At 39.7% G+C, this 18341-nt stretch carries 13 protein-coding genes; 8 read left to right on the top strand and 5 right to left on the bottom strand.

Annotated elements, in window-relative coordinates; all coding sequences use genetic code 11:
* Positions 1–371 precede the first annotated feature (371 nt).
* Positions 372–1583, bottom strand: a complete 1212-nt coding sequence (dnaN, locus tag C7B62_RS02485) for a DNA polymerase III subunit beta (protein WP_106233030.1) — start codon at positions 1581–1583, stop codon at positions 372–374.
* Between the two features lie 93 nt (positions 1584–1676).
* Complete coding sequence (locus C7B62_RS02490) at positions 1677–2393, bottom strand: cytochrome b/b6 domain-containing protein (RefSeq protein WP_106233031.1); 717 nt, start codon at positions 2391–2393, stop codon at positions 1677–1679.
* A 198-nt stretch (positions 2394–2591) separates the two neighbouring features.
* On the opposite strand from C7B62_RS02490, the gene C7B62_RS02495 reads away from it, so the two are divergent.
* The 3 genes from C7B62_RS02495 (at position 2592) to C7B62_RS02505 (ending at position 6293) form a co-directional block, all read left to right on the top strand.
* On the top strand, positions 2592–3842 hold the full coding sequence (locus C7B62_RS02495) for an ABC transporter ATP-binding protein (protein ID WP_106233032.1): 1251 nt from the start codon (positions 2592–2594) through the stop codon (positions 3840–3842).
* Between the two features lie 87 nt (positions 3843–3929).
* Positions 3930–5378, top strand: a complete 1449-nt coding sequence (locus C7B62_RS02500) for a glycoside hydrolase family 13 protein (protein ID WP_106233033.1) — start codon at positions 3930–3932, stop codon at positions 5376–5378.
* A gap of 72 nt (positions 5379–5450) precedes the next feature.
* Complete coding sequence (locus C7B62_RS02505; RefSeq protein ID WP_199194035.1) at positions 5451–6293, top strand: M28 family peptidase; 843 nt, start codon at positions 5451–5453, stop codon at positions 6291–6293.
* 19 nt (positions 6294–6312) lie between these two features.
* On the opposite strand, the gene glgA is transcribed toward C7B62_RS02505, so the two are convergent.
* The 3 genes from glgA to C7B62_RS02520 all read right to left on the bottom strand — a co-directional run bounded on the left by glgA (position 6313) and on the right by C7B62_RS02520 (position 12314).
* Entirely contained in the window at positions 6313–7788 is a 1476-nt protein-coding gene (gene glgA, locus C7B62_RS02510) for a glycogen synthase GlgA (RefSeq protein ID WP_106233034.1), read from the bottom strand.
* A 123-nt stretch (positions 7789–7911) separates the two neighbouring features.
* Entirely contained in the window at positions 7912–10689 is a 2778-nt protein-coding gene (locus C7B62_RS02515; RefSeq protein WP_106233035.1) for an ATP-binding protein, read from the bottom strand.
* Between the two features lie 407 nt (positions 10690–11096).
* A complete protein-coding gene (locus tag C7B62_RS02520) occupies positions 11097–12314 on the bottom strand; it encodes an ABC transporter permease (RefSeq protein ID WP_106233036.1) in 1218 nt (405 codons plus the stop codon).
* A gap of 47 nt (positions 12315–12361) precedes the next feature.
* On the opposite strand from C7B62_RS02520, the gene C7B62_RS02525 reads away from it, so the two are divergent.
* The 5 genes from C7B62_RS02525 (at position 12362) to C7B62_RS02545 (ending at position 18194) form a co-directional block, all read left to right on the top strand.
* Complete coding sequence (locus tag C7B62_RS02525; protein WP_106233037.1) at positions 12362–13894, top strand: cryptochrome/photolyase family protein; 1533 nt, start codon at positions 12362–12364, stop codon at positions 13892–13894.
* Positions 13895–14488: 594 nt separating this feature from the next.
* Positions 14489–14710, top strand: a complete 222-nt coding sequence (locus tag C7B62_RS02530; RefSeq protein ID WP_106233038.1) for a DUF2811 domain-containing protein — start codon at positions 14489–14491, stop codon at positions 14708–14710.
* A gap of 42 nt (positions 14711–14752) precedes the next feature.
* The gene (gene pth / locus C7B62_RS02535) at positions 14753–15358 is read left to right on the top strand and encodes an aminoacyl-tRNA hydrolase (RefSeq protein ID WP_106233060.1); all 606 of its coding nucleotides are present in this window, start codon (positions 14753–14755) and stop codon (positions 15356–15358) included.
* A gap of 325 nt (positions 15359–15683) precedes the next feature.
* On the top strand, positions 15684–16562 hold the full coding sequence (locus tag C7B62_RS02540) for a class I SAM-dependent methyltransferase (protein WP_106233039.1): 879 nt from the start codon (positions 15684–15686) through the stop codon (positions 16560–16562).
* Between the two features lie 207 nt (positions 16563–16769).
* Complete coding sequence (locus C7B62_RS02545) at positions 16770–18194, top strand: efflux RND transporter periplasmic adaptor subunit (protein ID WP_106233040.1); 1425 nt, start codon at positions 16770–16772, stop codon at positions 18192–18194.
* The last annotated feature ends 147 nt before the right edge of the window (positions 18195–18341 follow it).

Genomic DNA, 18341 nt, shown 5'->3' on the forward strand with positions numbered 1-18341 from the left:
TTAAAGTTATTTGCTCATAAGTAACAAGTAACAAGTAACGAGTAACAAGTAACAAGTAACGATTGTCCTAATATAACCTGAGTTCGGGTTAAGCAGATTAATTGGTGGAGATAGCTGTAAGCTCTAAGTTCTAAGCTAATAGCTTTTGAGATAGTTTGGATGGCAACTCTACTATGAAAGAAGAACGGAAAATAGTATTTTTTAAATACCTTCAAAATAAGGATTTGAGCTAATCCCGAACTCAGGTTAATATAAGTGCGTATCGCTATACTGTTCAAAAGTGCGATTTCTGTTTTAGACTTCTCCTAAAGGAAGGATTTATACTTTTCTGAGTTAAAAAATACCTAGGTTTGAGCTAATCTATCGAAATACTAATTTCTTAGTTGTACAGGCATGACTAGATAAGTCATGGTCAAACCACCCAAAGGACTAAAGATAACTGGCTGATGACCTTCATTTAACTGCATTTTAATTTCGGTGGTGGGTATAGCTTTTAATCCGTCCATCAAATACTTGATATTAAAAGCAATCTCAATATCGTCTCCTATAATCTCAGCGGGTAGAGACTGTTCAGCGTTACCTACATCTTGAGCATCTGCGGAGACGACTAGTTCTGAATTATCGTTATGCAGGCTGAATTTGACCAAGTTATTTTTCTGTGCCAAAACTGCCACCAATTCTAAACTAGAAATAAGACGTTTGCGATCGAGGATAATTTCGCGACTAAATTTTTGGGGAATCAACTGACCATAAGCAGGGTAATCTCCTGAGATTTTGGTGCTGGTTAAAAGGCGATCGCCATATTCAAACACCATCACCTGTTCATCAAAATTCACTTTGACCATATCGTTTTCAGCCGCATTACTGACAATTCTTTCTAGTTCCCGCAACGCTTTAGCAGGAATAGTTACAGCTAGCTGAGGTAGCTCAATAGTAGACTCTGATGCCAAATCATTAAGGTTAGTGGCAACTACCGCCAAACGATGACTGTCTGTAGCCGCAAATTCTAAAATATCCCCGCCGCCTTTACCAACATCCTGAGTTTTTAAGTGAACTCCTGTTAAGATCTGTTTGGATAATTCCGTCGAAGCAGCAAATAAACATCCCCGCAAACCTTGATTGAGGATAGCTATAGGCAATTCTATCTTTTGAGATTCTGGGTCAATAGTAGGAAGTTCGGGAAACTCAGTCGCATCTATGCCTGTTAGTTGAAATTGACCTGATGTGGAACTAATTGTCGTCACAAAATTAGCTTCTTGCTCAGTCCGCGCAACGCCACTTCGCGCTTCTTCTAGTTCAGATTCAGGGACTTCTAAGGTAATTTCGATCTCTGGTAAACGAGTGACAATATCATTTAATAACCTAGCAGGGAGGGTAATACTGCCACCTGTATCAACTTCAGCATTAAAACTCGTCTTAATGCCCAAACTGCCATCAAAAGCAGTCAAACTCACTTTTTGGCTACTTTGGCTGGCTTGAATCAAAACATTCCCTAAAACAGCGGGTTCTGGACGAGAAGGAACAGCACGACTGACAAGGGAAAGATGATCTTTTAGGTCAAATGAGGCGCAGATAATTTTCATCTCAGCATCGAAATCAAATCAAGGAATGTTGCCGATCAATTGTACTACGTTTACAAGGCAGCTTAACTTTGCACTATGCACTTTAGACGATAATTAACTAAGTTCTTTAATTAGTGAAATGATCCAAGCTAAGGCAAGAGTTATTAAGACCAAAATTTCTAAAATTTTAAGCAAAGAAAAAGATAACCATTGCTTAACTAAGGTAATACTCAAATTATTGCGCCAATGAAGAAGATGTTCACGCCACAAAGCAGGACTATCTTGACTACGAAATCGCCAATTGAGCATCGATAAAACTAGAGGAACGCCACCAACCTTAATACTCATTAAGAGATGAAGAGCGATCGCCACTACTAAAATTAGCCAAGCAACAAGATGAGCAGAGTACCAGAAATGATTAAGTTCTCCTTGAGGTAGCCACTTTTCACTCATCATCTTGCCAGAAAAAAGTGCAAAAGTTAGACTCAAAATACTGATGGTATTGACTAAGCGATGCAGGGTATACCACCAGATTGGTTGACCCACTTGAGCTAGTTTATTTAAGGAGTTGGACTGAATTAATCTTCGTTGACCTCGATTAAAAGCATAGACGACAAAAAAAGGGAAAATAAGTAGAGTCCAAAGCCCAAAAGTTCCGTGAATGCCTTCAATTGCCTCAAATTTAGGCAAGGGTATGCGCCCCCAGCGTCCATCGTAGGTATTGTATGTCCAAAAAGCAGTAGCTATTGCTGCGATCGCACTGAAGCCAGTTAAACCGTGAAGTATACGCAGTAATAAGGGTTGATATGGTGGCGAAAATTTTGCCGACATAAAATTAATTTCCTACTTTTTGCTACTTAAAACTGAATTTCCTAGTTTAATCAGTAACTCCGAAAACTTCATTAAGCCATCACCATCTCAATGCGTAGTGATTTGTCTGAGCCTACTTTAGAGATTAAATAGCTAATGCTAACATTACTAAGCAAAGCTCATGATATCTACTTTATTTAATTTATTTTAGGTTTAATAGTGGCACAGGTCGTAGTTGAAAATGTCTACAAAAGCTATCGCGCAAAGGCAAATCGGGCTGATGAATTGCAAACAGCAGACATTGCTTTGAGCAAAGATCAATCTCAGCCAGTTAGTGTGCTGCGTAATATTAACTTTACCGTTGAAGATGGGGAGTTTCTAGTCTTGGTTGGGCCATCAGGCTGTGGAAAAAGTACCCTATTACGTTTGCTGGCGGGGTTGGAAGACTTAACTGGAGGGAATATTATGATTGGCGATCGCTTAATTAATAATTTACCCCCCAAAGCGAGGGATATTGCCATGGTGTTCCAAAATTATGCCCTGTATCCCCACCTAAATATTTACGATAATCTTGCCTTTGGCTTACGGAGAGATTCGAAAACAGCTAGTAAAAGCAAAATTCAGGCTAATTTGTGGGCAAATTTGTTAACAGGGACAACTCGTTATTTGCCTCGCCAGATGAGGTATATGTCAGCCAAAGAAAAGAATGTACGGGATCGGGTGCGCTATGTGGCGAGTTTATTACAGATTGAGTCTTTATTAAATCGTTTACCTAAAGAACTGTCTGGAGGGCAAAAACAAAGGGTAGCCCTAGGTAGAGCGATCGCCCGTAACCCCCAGGTATTTTTGATGGACGAGCCATTATCTAATTTAGATGCCAAACTACGGACGCAAACTCGCGCGCAGATTGTCCAACTACAGCGACAGCTAAAGACAACTACAGTTTATGTAACCCATGATCAAACAGAAGCAATGACCATGGGGGATCGCATTGCCGTAATGAACAACGGTCAAATTCAGCAAATTGCCCCGCCTTTAGAAATTTATGAACGACCTGCTAATCGTTTTGTCGCCGAGTTTATTGGTTCGCCACCGATGAATTTTTTACCAGTAAATTTAGCATTTCCTCTCAAGTTAGTTAGCCCGTATTTTGCTGTGGATCTGCCCCCCATTTGGATAAAATCTCTAGAACACAGTCAGGGAAAATCTCTCATCTTGGGTATTCGCCCCCAACATTTCACTATTGATCGCGAAAGCGAATCTAATCTCCAAATTGAAATAGATTTAGTCGAGGCGTTAGGCAATGAAACCTATATTTCGGCACACTTAATCCCAAAACCCGATACTATCCTGACAGTATCTCTACCACCAGATCGACAAGTAAGAATTGGCGATCGCCTATGGTTGAGTATAAATACTGATAAAATCCATCTTTTTACAGTTGATGATGGTCGGGCGATCGCTTTTTAATAATTAAGTTATTAATTAATAAATATCAGGAAAATCTGCCTCCTGCCTCTCTCTTCCACCAACAAGAACAAGTATTAACCAAGAGCCATGATTAAAACACCAAATTGGGTCAAAAATGCCGTTTTTTATCAAATATTTCCTGACCGCTTTGCCAGAAGCGAATCTACTATTAAAGGGCAATGGCAAGCTTCAAGCTACGAAGGTTGGGACGCAACGCCAACTTACCAGGGATATAAGGGAGGAAATCTGTGGGGCGTAATTAAGAAGCTAGACTACATCAAAGATTTAGGCGCAAATGCCATCTACTTCACTCCTATCTTCCAGTCGGCTTCTAACCATCGTTATCATACCCATGACTATTATCAGATAGATCCCATGTTAGGGGGCAATGTAGCCTTTGCAGCCCTAATAGAAGCTGCTCATGAACGAGAGCTCAAAATAGTGCTAGACGGGGTGTTTAACCATGCTAGCCGTGGCTTTTTCTTTTTTAGCGATATTTTAGAAAATGGATCAAACTCACCCTGGTTAGACTGGTTCACGATTTATGATTGGCCTTTGTCTGCTTATGATGGCAGTAAACCTGCCAACTATGAAAGCTGGATTGGCGATCGCGCTTTACCCAAGTTTAATCATAATAATCCCCAGGTTAAGGAATATATCATGCAAGTGGCTGAATACTGGCTACATCAGGGTATTGATGGCTGGCGCTTGGATGTGCCAAACGAAGTAGATGCTCCTGGATTTTGGCAAGAATTTCGCGATCGCGTTAAAGCAGTTAATCCTGAAGCCTATATTGTGGGAGAAATCTGGGGGGATGCGACTCCCTGGTTAGATGGGACACAGTTTGACGGGGTGATGAACTATCGCTTCACGGAAGCGGCGATCGCTTTTGCGGGAGGAGATAATTATCTACCTGAATTTTGTCACGGGGAATTAAAACCCTATCCACCTATTTCTGGGACTGAATACGCCATTCGGATTGATGCTTTGCTTAAGCTTTATGACTGGGAAATTCAGCTTGCTCAACTCAATTTATTAGATAGTCACGACACTCCTCGCATGTTAACTGCGGTGGGAGAAAACAAAAGCAGTTTTATGCTAGCAACTTTGCTGATGATGACTTTTCCTGGTGCGCCCAGCATTTTCTATGGGGACGAAGTGGGTTTATTGGGAGGAAAAGATCCTGATTGTCGGCGCACTTTCCCCGAACCTGAAAACTGGGATGTTGAGATTTTAAAAGATTATAAACAGCTTATTGCCTTACGTCATGAATATCCTGCTCTACGTACAGGGATATATATAACTCTTTATGCAGAGCAAAATTTATATGTCTTTGCTCGTATTCTGGATCGAGAAGAAGTATTAGTAGCTGTAAATGTTGGTGCCAATCAGTGTGATGCTGTTTTCAATGTAACCGAATTGCAGTCTCAACCAGAAAAAATAGTCTATGGTTCAGGGAGGATCAACTGGCATAATACTACCAACAAAAAACTAGAATTGATTATTCCTGCCCACAGCAGCATCATCGTTGTTTAAATTAACGTAGGGGCGAATGGTCATTCGCCCTAACAATACATATGTAGGAAACGCAATTTAATCTAATTTAATTTGATATTAAAACAACAGTTACACGATCATTTAAACCAGATTGTACGGCAAAGAGATCCCTATCTTAATTCTGGGGGGCATTTCTTCGTTAGGGAATATATTCGTGAGACTTTAACACAGTGGGGAACAGTAGAAGTTCATGAGTTTAAATTTAACGGCAAAACTCATCAGAATTTAATTCTCAATTTGAATTCAGCTTCTAATTCAGATCTACCACCAATTTTAATTGGCGCACATTACGACGCTGTACCAGGAACTCCTGGTGCAGATGATAATGCGACGGGAGTGGCGGTTTTATTAGAAATGGCACGGGTATTTGCCAGTAATCCTCTTAAGTACCCCGTGAAACTAGTAGCCTTCGATCTAGAAGAATATGGTTTGTTAGGCAGCACTGCCTATGCTAAATATCTCAAAGACAAAGAGCAGAAATTAAGACTTATGCTGTCTTTAGAAATGCTCGGTTATTGCAATCATGCCCCAGGTTCTCAGACTTATCCCGATCTGATTAAGCCATTTTATAGCGACCGCGCCAATTTCATTGCCTTAGTGGGTAACCTATCCGCTATCTTCGACATGAATTCTCTCAGTAAACAAATGAAACACCATGGCACTCCTATCGAAATCTTACCCGATCCCAGCGCTGGCAAATTAGTGCCGATTACGGGATTTAGCGATCATCGTCCCTTTTGGCAACAAAAATACCGCGCCATCATGGTGACGGACACGGCAATGTTACGCAATCCTCATTATCACAAAGCTAGTGACACCATTGAAACTCTGAATCTGGACTTCTTAACTAATGCTTGCCAGAGTTTAATCGCGGCTTTAAGAACAATTAACTAGGATTGATGAGAATTAGTAACTACTTATACCTAATATACTCATAAACATTAAGATACTGACTTCCCGCAGCTTGCCAAGAATAGTCATATTCCATCCCCTGCTGAACTAACTGTTCAAATTCTTTTGGATAGTCATAATAAAGTCCGATCGCTCTTTTCATTGCCGATTCTAAAGCAGCATTGTCCATTTGATAGAATACATAGCCATTGCGTTTTTCGGGCGCATGATCGGGATCGTAGTCGCGGTCAAATACCGTACTGAGTAAGCCACCGACACCCCGTACAATTGGCACTGTGCCATATTTAAGACTGATTAACTGAGTTAAACCGCAGGGTTCAAAATTACTGGGAACAACGATCATATCTGCCCCTGCATAGATCAAATGGGCTAGTTCTTCGTCAAAGCCAATTTCTAGGTGTACATCAGGATTATCGTTAAGGAAGTATTTTTCGTGGAGGAATTTATTGTTGACTTCTGGGGATGTACCTGAACCTAATAGTACATACTGAGCATTATGCTCAAGAGCATAGTAAATAGAATGATGTACTAGATGTACTCCTTTCTGTTCGTCTAAACGACCAATGTAGGCAATCAAAGGTCGATCGGACTCCTGTAACAATAGTCTTTGACGTAGGGCTTGTTTGTTTTTGGCTTTATCTTTTAAATTATCGATGTCATAGTTAGCGGGAATTAATTTGTCTGTGGCTGGATTCCAGAAATTGTAGTCAACCCCGTTGAGTATGCCACTAAATTTGTCTTGATGGATGGCTAGAGTATGACCTAAGCCATAGCCGACGTCGGTAAAACGAGCTTCCCAAGCGTGGTGAGGGGAAACGGTATTAACGTAATTGGCATAAACAATTCCCCCTTTCATGAGGTTAAGAGCAAAGGGATTAAAGTTGTCCTGAAGACGAGCATAATCAAAGTAGTATTCTGGTCGATTTAAACCTGTTGCTGCTAGAATCTCTTTGCCACAGCTGCCTTGATGTCTGAAGTTATGAATTGTATAGCATACTCGTTGACGCTCCATACCGTAGTATTGATACATCTCATAAAGCATGACAGGAACTAAGCCTGTTTGCCAGTCATGACAGTGGATAATATCAGGGCGCTTGTTACTTTTGAGTAAGAATTCCATAGCTGCTTTACTAAAAAAAGCAAACCGCATCGGATCGTCATGGCTACCATAAACATGACCCCGATTAAAAAACTGATCTTGGCTTTTTGACTGGATAAAGAAGCAAAGTCTACCATGTACCCAACCACAAAAGACATCACACTTAATTTCACCACCATACCAAGGCACACCCAAATCAAGATAGGCATCATGCAAACCCCAGATATGGTCATATCTCATGCAGTCATACATGGGTAGAATTAGCTCGACGCAGTGTCCTCGCTCTTCTAATTCTCGACTCAATCCGTAAACGACATCCCCTAAACCACCAGCTTTAATGACGGGAGCGCATTCGGAGGCAATTTGCACAATGTACATGGGTTATTTCTCTCTTAATAAAACTTTATAATTATCGATTTTATTTAAGATTTTAGACCACAAAGTCAATTTACGTAGGTTTACCAGGAAAAAAGCTAAAAATATTATTTTAAACGGTATGTGCTAAAGAGAAAAATAGATAGTTGCACCGCGATCGCATTCTCCTTCTGCCCAGACTTTTCCCCCGTGACGATAGATAATCCGCTGTACGGTAGCAAGTCCAATGCCTGTGCCAGGGAATTCAGCCTGAGTATGAAGTCTTTGAAAGGCAGTAAATAGTTTATCAACATAGTTTTGATCGAATCCTGCGCCGTTATCTTGAATAAAATAAATCGGTTGGGAGATATTATCGGCGATGATCCCAAATTCAATCCGAGGATGGGATCGCTTGGAAGTATATTTCCAGGCATTATGTAGTAGGTTTGAAAGCACGATTCTTAAAAGTTGGGAATCGCCTTTGGTTTCTAAATCAGGAGCAAGTTTTACTTCTACCTGGCGTTCGGGATCTTCTCCTTGCAATTCTTCGATGATATCTTGAGCGATCGCACTGAGATTTACTTGTACAGGCTTCATTTGGCTGCGAGTCACTCGCGATAGTTCCAACAGAGCATCAATCAAGTCGCTCATCCACTTGCTGTTTGCCTGAATTCTCTGAAGATAATGTTTGCCGCGATCGTCTAAGTTGGGCAGATAATTGTCCCAGAGTACCTGACTAAAACCGTTGATAATTCTTAGAGGTGCTTGTAGATCGTGAGAAACAGAATAGGAAAAAGATTCTAATTCTCGATTGGCTGCTTCTAGCTGAATTGTCCGTTGAGATAGAGCTTCTTGAGTAGCAGCTAGATCGGGAATATCACTGGAAGTCCGCAGTAGAGAATAAATATTGCCCTGAGCGTCATAAAGAGGTGTCACCACTGTATCAAAATAATGAATACCATCAGGCAAGGTTACTTCTTCTTGAATACGCAGCACTTGTTTATAGATGGTTACCTGCTGATGTTGCCAGTTGATTTGTTGAGCATATTCCCAAGAAAAACATTCGGCGATCGCTTTGCCATTTACTTCCTCTTTGGCTAAATTCAGGCTGATGGCTAATCCAGAATTCATTAAAGAAATACTGTTGGTATTAACATTTACTACAAATAAAAAGTAAGGCAATAAGTCGATGATTGTTCTCAATTCTGATAAAGATTGAGCCGTATTTTCTTGCATAATCAATAAATCAGATTCGGGCAAGTCACAATCTAAAGTAGAGCCGATTGCTGATGATAGACGATTGTTTTGCTGCTTCGTTGCAGTAATATCGATAACTACCCCATTTAGGCGAACTGCTTTACCTTTAGGACTGTAGTGTAACTTACCTTTGGTATGGATTTGCAAAACTTGTTGATCAGATTTAACCACCGAGTACTTTAAATTTAAATCTTGGTGTGCCTGAATTGCTTTGGCAATTTCTAAATCTACCGACTCTCTCTCTTCAGGATTAATTGATTGCAAAAAACTTTCATAACTGCCATCAAAATTCTCCAAGCCTAAAATAGTTCGACCTTGATGGCAAACATCAACCTGATTAGTAGTTAAATCCCAACTCCAATTACCTGTTTTCGTAGCCTCTAAGACTAATCTCAGCTTGGCTTCTAACTCTACTAATTTGGCTTCATGATCGACAAGATCAGTAATATCTTTGGCAATGGAAATAACTAGTTCATTTGCTTCACTTTCAAAGCTTAATGTAGTTGAATACAGTTCCCAATCAAGCTGTGCGCCATTTTTAGCCACTACTGTTACCTCACTCCGAACCGCATCAGTTAGTTGCATTTGCGTCTTAATTTTAGTTTGAGTTACTGCTGGAGCAATTTCAATTAATGAGTTGATAATTTTCTGCAAAGTAGTGCTAGCCTTAACCGCCGTTTGATGAGTAGAATCAACATATTGATGATCTCGATGATTTGGTTGACAATTATTAACTGGTAGCTTAACTATTTCTCTTTTTCTGAGGTGAGCTTTCTGATGCCATTCTTGCATCGTCGATATTTCTTGTGCATCATAACCAGTTGCCTCCAGCCAATTACGATTAAGGTGAATAATTTCTCCCTGACGATTGTGAATCATGACGGGAAAAGTTTCCTCAGCTAGAGCAGTGATAATTTTTTGCTTGAACTTCGGCAATAAAACTTGAGTTGAATGATTAATGTTTGCTTTGACCAGATTGTTCTGGCGAATTGCTGGCAGATTGACTGTCAAAGAGGTTGTGGGTTTTACCTTCGCCGTTAAAAACTGAGCTAGCTCAATGTTTTCTAAAAGCAGAGGGCCAAGATGTAGTTGAGAGCGACGATCCTGTTGATGTTCAACATATTGATTGCTACGTATCCACTGATGACAAAGCTTGATATATCCCAAAAAAACAATTAAATAATGATAGTAAACAGTACCCAACAATTCTTGCAACTCGACTGATAAATTAACTGTCTCTTGGGGGTGCAAAAAAATTAAGCTAGAACAACGCAGCAAACTAATTTCTAGCTCAGAATCATGTTGCCATTCTCCACCTTTGCGCCATTGTTGACTAAGAAGTTCAAGATCCGCTGCCACTTCTATCTCTGATTGGGGATACTGAAGTTTTTCCAATGCCAGAATTTCTGTGGCGGAGATTCCTAGCGATCGCAGCGTACAGCTATGACAAATGGTAAAATAACTGATCCCAAAATAACGAGATAAAACTACAAATAACTTTTCTTTAAACTGAGCAGGCAGCGGATTATTGATATAAGCGAATAAAGTTTGCTCTACTAAACTTTGGTAAATTAACGATGACTTGATTGCAGGAGCAATAAATGCAGGAAAGCAACCTAGCTCCTTAATTATTTCTGTCTTAGCCAAGCTAAAAATAGCATGATTCATTGATGATTTAGAGGTTGTTATACAGATAAAGCCAAAACAGTATTAAACATCTTATATTCAGCTAAACAAATTAAAGCTTAACTTTAGATAGGATGAATTATAAATCTTTTGAGATTTTTAAAAGTAATTTAAAGCACACAATTTTTAAAAACTAGGCAATTTTTATGCTTAATTTATAGTCAATTAAAAACAAGAAAATTGCAACAACAACAGCTTTTTTTTAGATTTGATGAGTAATCTTCAAAGCCAATACATCTCTAAAAGCAATTATCACCGCAAAAGGTACAGCAAAGCAACAAAACTCCATATAAAAATACTCTAGTTGATTTTAGAGAATATTAAATCATATTTTGATCGAGACTCAGGCTTAATCTTTAAGCATCTTTCCTCTGTGATCTGTTTTAGGTTTAGATACTTCTAAGTGCGACAATGGGGTCGAGCTTGGCGGCAGCTTTAGCAGGAAAAACGCCAAAAGAAAGACCGATCGCCCCTGAAACGCCGACAGCTAAAACAATTGCCACAGGAGAAATCGTCGGCGCTAGGGGAGAAACAGCACCCACAATCACAATACCTGTGATTCCAACCACGGTACCAATCGCTCCTCCCGCAGCCGAGAGAATAGTCGCCTCAATCAAAAATTGCCAGAGAATATCAGTCGACTTAGCGCCAATTGCCTTGCGCAAACCAATTTCTTTGGTTCTTTCGGTAACGGCTACTAACATAATATTCATCACGCCAATTCCACCTACAATAAGTGATATACCTGCAATAGCAGCCAGCAACACCGTTAAACCACTAGTAACAGTGCCAACGATTTCTAAGACATCCTTTTGCGTTCTGACGCTAAAATCATCTTTGCCGATAATTTGATGTCGCAGACGCAGTAGATTTTCAATTTGTAGTTTCGCAGCACGAATGCTGTCCTCGTCATTAGCTGCGATGGATATAAAGCTCACTCCTGTACCATAAGGAGAAGTATCTCCCACAACCTGACTTGCCATGGTAGTAAGAGGCAAATACACCGTACGATCCTGATTGTCGCCCAAAAATGAACCCTTAGCTTCCAAAACCCCAATCACTTCTACATTAATATTCTTGACCCTGATTTTCTTGCCTAAAGGATTTTGTTGCGGAAAAAACTTCTCGGCGATCTCCGATCCCAAGACTACCACTCGCTGATTGCGCTTAATATCTAAATCGCTAAAAAATCTGCCTCGATCTACAGTGAAACTGCGGGTGGTTAGATATTCTGGAGTTGTCCCCACAACCTGCTCGTTGGCATTGCGATTACGATAGGTGATTAGTTGGTTAGCATTGATTTGAGGAGCAACTTCCTTGATACTCGGTACTTGTTCGGCGATCGCGATCGCATCTTCCCAGACCAAAGTTTGAGGCCGATTAAAGGTGGTGCGTCGTTCTTCTTCTGAACCTGGAACAATAAAGAGAACGTTAGGGCCAAGAGACTCAAACTGTTCTGAAGCAAGATTTTTTGCCCCCTGTCCGACACCCACCATGGCAATTACTGAAGCATTGCCAATGATGATCCCCAACATTGTCAGGCTGCTACGCATTTTGTTGGCGAGGAGGGTTGAAGTCGCCATCTTAAAGTTTTCAATTATTTTCATTGTGATTTTTTATACAATAATTAGTAACTAGTAATCAATAATTATTCATGATTGGTATTTGGATTTTAGGCGATCGCCTCACGAAGCAGCAGTTAAGCTTACAAAACAATCAAGATCACAAGCAGCAAACGCCAGTTATTTTGATTGAGTCTAATAACCATGGTAGACAACGGACTTATCATCGGCAAAAGTTAGTCTTAGTTTGGTCGGCAATGCGTCATTTTGCCCAAGAATTACAGGCTGATAATTGGCAGGTGACTTATGAAATTGCTACAGATTTTGTAACTCCTCTAGCTAAATGGATCGGGGAACATCAAATTACGGAATTACAGATTACAACTCCCTGCGATCGCCCTTTCCTCAAGCACATTCAAAGCCTGGATTTAACATATTTAAACTGTGAAATAACGTTTCTTAGCGATCGCCATTTTCTCTGGAGTGGTGAGGAATTTGTGACTTGGGCAAAATCCCGCAAAAGAATGCTGATGGAAGATTTCTATCGAGCAGGGAGAAAGCGTTTTAATATTCTGATGGAGGAGCAAAAACCTCTTGGTGGCAAATGGAATTACGACCAACAAAACCGCAAACCACCCCAGAAAAACTTGCAGACTCCCAAACCTTTGATTTTTCAACCTGACGAGATTACTCAAGAGGTAATTGAATGGGTCAAACAAGAGCAATTTTCTGATTATGGCAAACTTGAGCCGTTTAATTGGGGTGTTACCAGAATTCAAGCTCAAGAAATTTTAGCTTATTTTGTCGAGCATTGTTTACCCCAGTTTGGAACTTATCAAGATGCCATGATTACAGGGGAGTATACGATGTGGCACGGTTTAATATCTCCTTATCTTAATCTAGGATTACTTGAACCCATAGAGGTAATTGAGGCGATTGAAACGGCTTATCATGAGCAAGAGCTACCCCTAAACAGCGTTGAGGGTTTTATCCGTCAGGTGCTGGGTTGGCGCGAGTATATGCACGGGATTTACTTCTTGCAGAATGAGGAATACGAAGAATACACCGAAAGCAACTGGTTTAAACATCATCAATCCCTACCAGAGTTTTATTGGGACGCTAACAAAACCGACATGAACTGTCTCCATCAAACTCTGACTCAGGTGGAAGAAGTAGCCTATGGTCATCATATTCAGCGGCTGATGGTGTTAAACAATTTCGCTTTGATTGCGGGAGTGAATCCTCAAGAATTAGAAAACTGGTTTCATAGCGCATTTATTGACGCTTACGACTGGGTAATGCAAACAAACGTCCTCGGTATGGGACAATTCGCTGACGGCGGGTTATTAGCCTCCAAACCCTATGCTGCATCGGCTAACTACATCAACAAGATGAGCGACTACTGCGGTAACTGCAAATATAACCATCGCGATCGCACAGGAGAACAAGCCTGTCCTTTCAACTTCTTCTATTGGGATTTTCTTAATCGTCATCGCGATCGCCTTAAATCCTTGGGGAGAATGAACCTGGTTTTAAGCCATATTAAGCGAATTTCTGAACCAGAACTTGCAGAAATAACTGCTCTAGCTAACAAATGGTGGTCAGCAGAATTGAGTAGTAAATAGTCACTGTTCTTAACTTATTGGTCATCGATCAGTACCTTTGAACTTTTTTTCAAAAGTCAAGGAAAAATTATTAAAACTTATTCTAAGCAACGGTTTCAGCTTCTCAATTCCCCCGTAATTCCACAATGTATTTTCAGTTTTTCCACATATTACCCAGCTTTTTCCACAGGGTACGACGCAGTAATCAAGCCTTGAGTATCAGGCGGTGGATTTTGAATTTTTACCGATAATTAATCTTTTCACAACCTAGTTTTATCAAGAAACGTAACAAAAAAATAGGCATAAGCATATATTTTACGTAGCGATCGCAAAAATTTAAGACTCAACTTAATCTTTCTTAGCATTGACAAACTGACCCCTTTTAAGAGGACAATGAATCAACAAACATCTTATTAGGCTAAATCCTATAAATCAGAAATTAGCCCTGTAATCTAAAATCAAAAACCTGTTGATGCCCATCGCTAGTTTTTAACCCTGGAAGATAACAATAGCGATCGTTAAAATCTTTTGCGGTGCGCTTTTGATGTCATTCATGGTGTTTAATCACACAAGATCAAACAATATTTTTCATTTTTAGGAGCTTTTAACCAACCCATGAACTCAAACGTAAGTATTTTGGCTGATATCCCCGAAGAACTGCACTTTTCCTTAAAAAGTTACTTAGAAACTCATCCTCATTGGGATCAAGATCGTGTCTTTGCTGCTGCTCTATCCTTATTTCTGTTGCAAAACAACACTAGTCAGGCAATCGATCCAGATCAAAGCCACCGCGCCTGCGCTAAAGTTTATCTAGAGGCTTTATTTCAATCTAACTAAAGCTCAATTTACTCTGCTTATCTTTTTCTTTAATATCCTGTGATTGCTGATTCGACTGCTTTGATTATTCCTGAATTGATTGTGGGTTTAGGTAATCCTGAACCAAAATACGACAATACTAGACATAATATTGGTTTCGCCGCAGTCGATGAGCTAGCTAAAGTTTGGCAAATGCCTTTGAAAGAAAATAAACGTTTTCAAGGGCTATTTGCTGAAGGAGTTACCCAAGGAGGACAAAAAGTTCGGTTATTAAAACCGCTTACCTACATGAATCGCTCAGGACAATCGGTAAGAGCAGTAACAGACTGGTATAAAGTTGAACCTCGTTCCGTGCTAGTTATTTACGATGACATGGATCTACCCGTAGGCAGATTACGGATGCGTCTATCAGGTTCTGCTGGAGGACATAATGGCATGAAGTCAATTATTGCTCATTTGGGCAGTCAAGAGTTTCCCCGTCTCAGAATTGGAATTGGTAAATCTGAGGTGGAGAAAGGCACGATCAGCCACGTATTAGGTAAGTTTGCCCCCGAAGAATTTAAAGCGATCAACGAAATATTATACATATCGGTTAAAGCGATCGAATTAGGCTTAAAACAAGGTATTGAACAATCCATGAATCGCTACAACGGGTTTACTAATTACTGATAGTTGTTCATTGTTCATTGTTCATTGTTCATTGCTCATTGCAAAAAAAAGACCCCAGTTACCAGACTGAGGTTGATTATGAAAAGATTGTTTGCTCTAGAAGTTGCTTTCGCTCAAAATAATCTAGTAGTTCAATATAAAAACTAAATAAACTATATATATAAAGTGAGAAGTGTATCTAAAACTATTGCCATAAGTTGACTACGCTTAAATTCAAAGTTTAAATAGCGCTAAATTAACTTATGTAAATTATTATAGCAATATATATTAATTTATGTAACTTTATTTAATCTATCTTGAGAATTATTTTTGGGTCATTAAATATATGAGCGATGCCTTCGGTGAATTTCGCGATCGCCAAGAAAGACAAGCAAGAAATAAATCAAGTCTATTAAATAATCTATTAGACAATATCTATCGCTGTGCTGATAAAAGTACTTGGTATGATTCAGTAGCATCAGCTTACGATCGCACAAGACCAAGATATCCTGCTGAAATTTTGGCTCGGATGCAGGAAATAGCAAATTTACAGGGAAAATCAGTTTTAGAAATTGGTGCGGGAGTGGGGATTGCTACGGTTGAATTGGCTCGCTTAGGAGCAAAAATAGTCTGTCTTGAGCCGAGTCAAGCTGCTTGCACCATAGCAAGAGATAAATGTGCAGCTTATGGCAACGTAGAGGTAATTAACAATACTTTTGAAGAGTGGGAGTTGGGGAAACAGAAGTTTGATGTTGTAGTTGCAGCAACTTCCTTTCATTGGATCACCCCAGAAGCCAGATATGCTAAAACCGCAGCAGCTTTAAATGATAATGGGTTACTAGTTTTGCTCTGGAATACACCTCCTCAACCCAGTTATGAAATATATCAAAGTTGCCAAGCTATATATCAAACCCATGCACCTGAATTAGGCAAATATGAGAGTCATCAGGATTATCAGCGCAATATTGGCAAAATAGCTCAAAAGACGATCGCTTCAGGTTATTTTCAAGATTTAATCACTCACCAGGCAGTTATGACCGTTACCTATACTGTAGATGACTACCTGACATTACTAAGTACTCTTTCTCCTTATATTAAACTGGCATCGACGCAGCGTCAGGCTCTATTTAGCGAATTAAAGACTGAGTTAAAGCGATCGCTCAATAGGCAAAATCTACTGGAACTTTCCTACCTTTCTTTGTTGCAGATAGCTCATAAGCATTGAAAAGGCATTTCTGGGAACTATAAAAGTAATGGTCAAGAATGTTTTTTAAATCCCTAAGAGCTTGAGATGTAACTATCGCAAGATGTAGAGCATTTACTGAGGCAAAATAGCTACCATAAAGTAGTAACTGTGTGAAAACAAGATTCATCTAACTCAATTAATCCAGATCTAGATAGTAAATATATATTTCGGAATTAAACAACATATATGAAATTATCTATAAACAAAAATTTTCAACCTAGTCCTGTTGTGGCTACAAGTATAGTAGCAATATGTTTAGCTCTAATCGGTTTGACTACCTACAAAGTAGTCAAAGGCAATAACTCAGAAATTGAGATTGGAGAATTAACCGTACCCGTTAAGCAACAAGATCTTAATCTTGAGATTGAAGCCAGTGGTAGGGTTGAGCCGATTAAAAACGTCAACGTTAGTCCCAAAGATCCAGGAAGACTAGTAAAACTGCTGGTAGAACAAGGCGATCGCGTTAAGACTGGTCAAACTCTGGCAATTATGGAAAACACTGAACTGGCGGTTCAAGCTGGTCAGACACAAGCGGACTTAAAGCAAAATCGCGCAACTTTTGGCGAACAGAAAGCAAAAATAAATGCTGACATTGCTCAATCTCAGGAACAGTTAAGGCAGCTTGAAGCAAAATTAAATCAGGTTCAAAATAGAATTCCGCGCGATATTGAACAAACTAAAGCGCAAATAAATGCTGCCACATCTCGTTTAAACTTGGTACAGCAGAGGGTTAAGCGTAACGAGTATCTGTTAAAGCAAGGAGCAATTTCTCAGGATACCTTTGATGAGATTAGTGATAATTCGCAAAATGCTCAGTCTAGTATTAATGAGCTACGACAAAAATTAGCACAGCTACAAAATACTAGTAGTGGAGAAGTTGAACAGATTAAAGCAGAGATTGCCGAATCGAGAATTGTGCTAGAGCAAAAACGGGCAACTGCACCCGATGAAATTGCTGCTTTAGAAGCATCCTTAGAAAAGGCAGAAATGTCTTTAGAGCAATCACAGATTCAGTATAACGATAGTATCGTCAAAGCTCCTTTTGATGGCATTGTGACCCAAAGATATGCAGTAGAAGGAGCATACGTTGCGCCGAGTACTTCTGGTTCTGATACAGCTTCGGCTTCGGCTAGTTCAATTTTGGCATTAGCTCAAGGACTAGAAATTATTGCTAAAGTTCCTGAATTGGATATTGGTCAGCTACAACCAGGACAAAAAGTCAAAATTGTGGCTGATGCTTATCCAGATCGCGAATTTACAGGCGAAGTCAAGCGTATTGCTCCTGAAGCAGTTGTTGAAGAAAACGTTACTTCCTTTGAGGTACGAGTTAAGCTACTTACTGGTCAGGATGTTTTACGTTCTAAAATGAATGTCGACGTTACTTTTATCGGCAAGAAATTAAGCGATAGTTTAGTTGTGCCGACTGTGGCAATCTTTACTGAAGATGGTAAGCAGGGAGTTATGATTCCCGATCAAAATGATCGACCAGTTTTTAAGCCTGTTAAGGTGGGCATATATCTAGGAGAGCAAACTCAAATTCTGGAGGGAATTAAAGCTAATCAGCAAGTTTTTATCGATCTGCCAGAGTCCAAAAAACGTGATCAAGAATAATTAATAATTGGCGTTGGTAATTTATAATTTAATTTATGACTTACATGTGTCTCGTTTTATAGCTTTCAGCTTTTAGCTATTAGCTTTTAGCTTTTTTGATTGAACTAGCTGGCAGTAAAATTAAAAACTATACTTTTATCTAGCAAC

Source organism: Pleurocapsa sp. CCALA 161, from assembly GCF_003003995.1.
Taxonomy (GTDB): Bacteria; Cyanobacteriota; Cyanobacteriia; order Cyanobacteriales; family Xenococcaceae; genus Waterburya.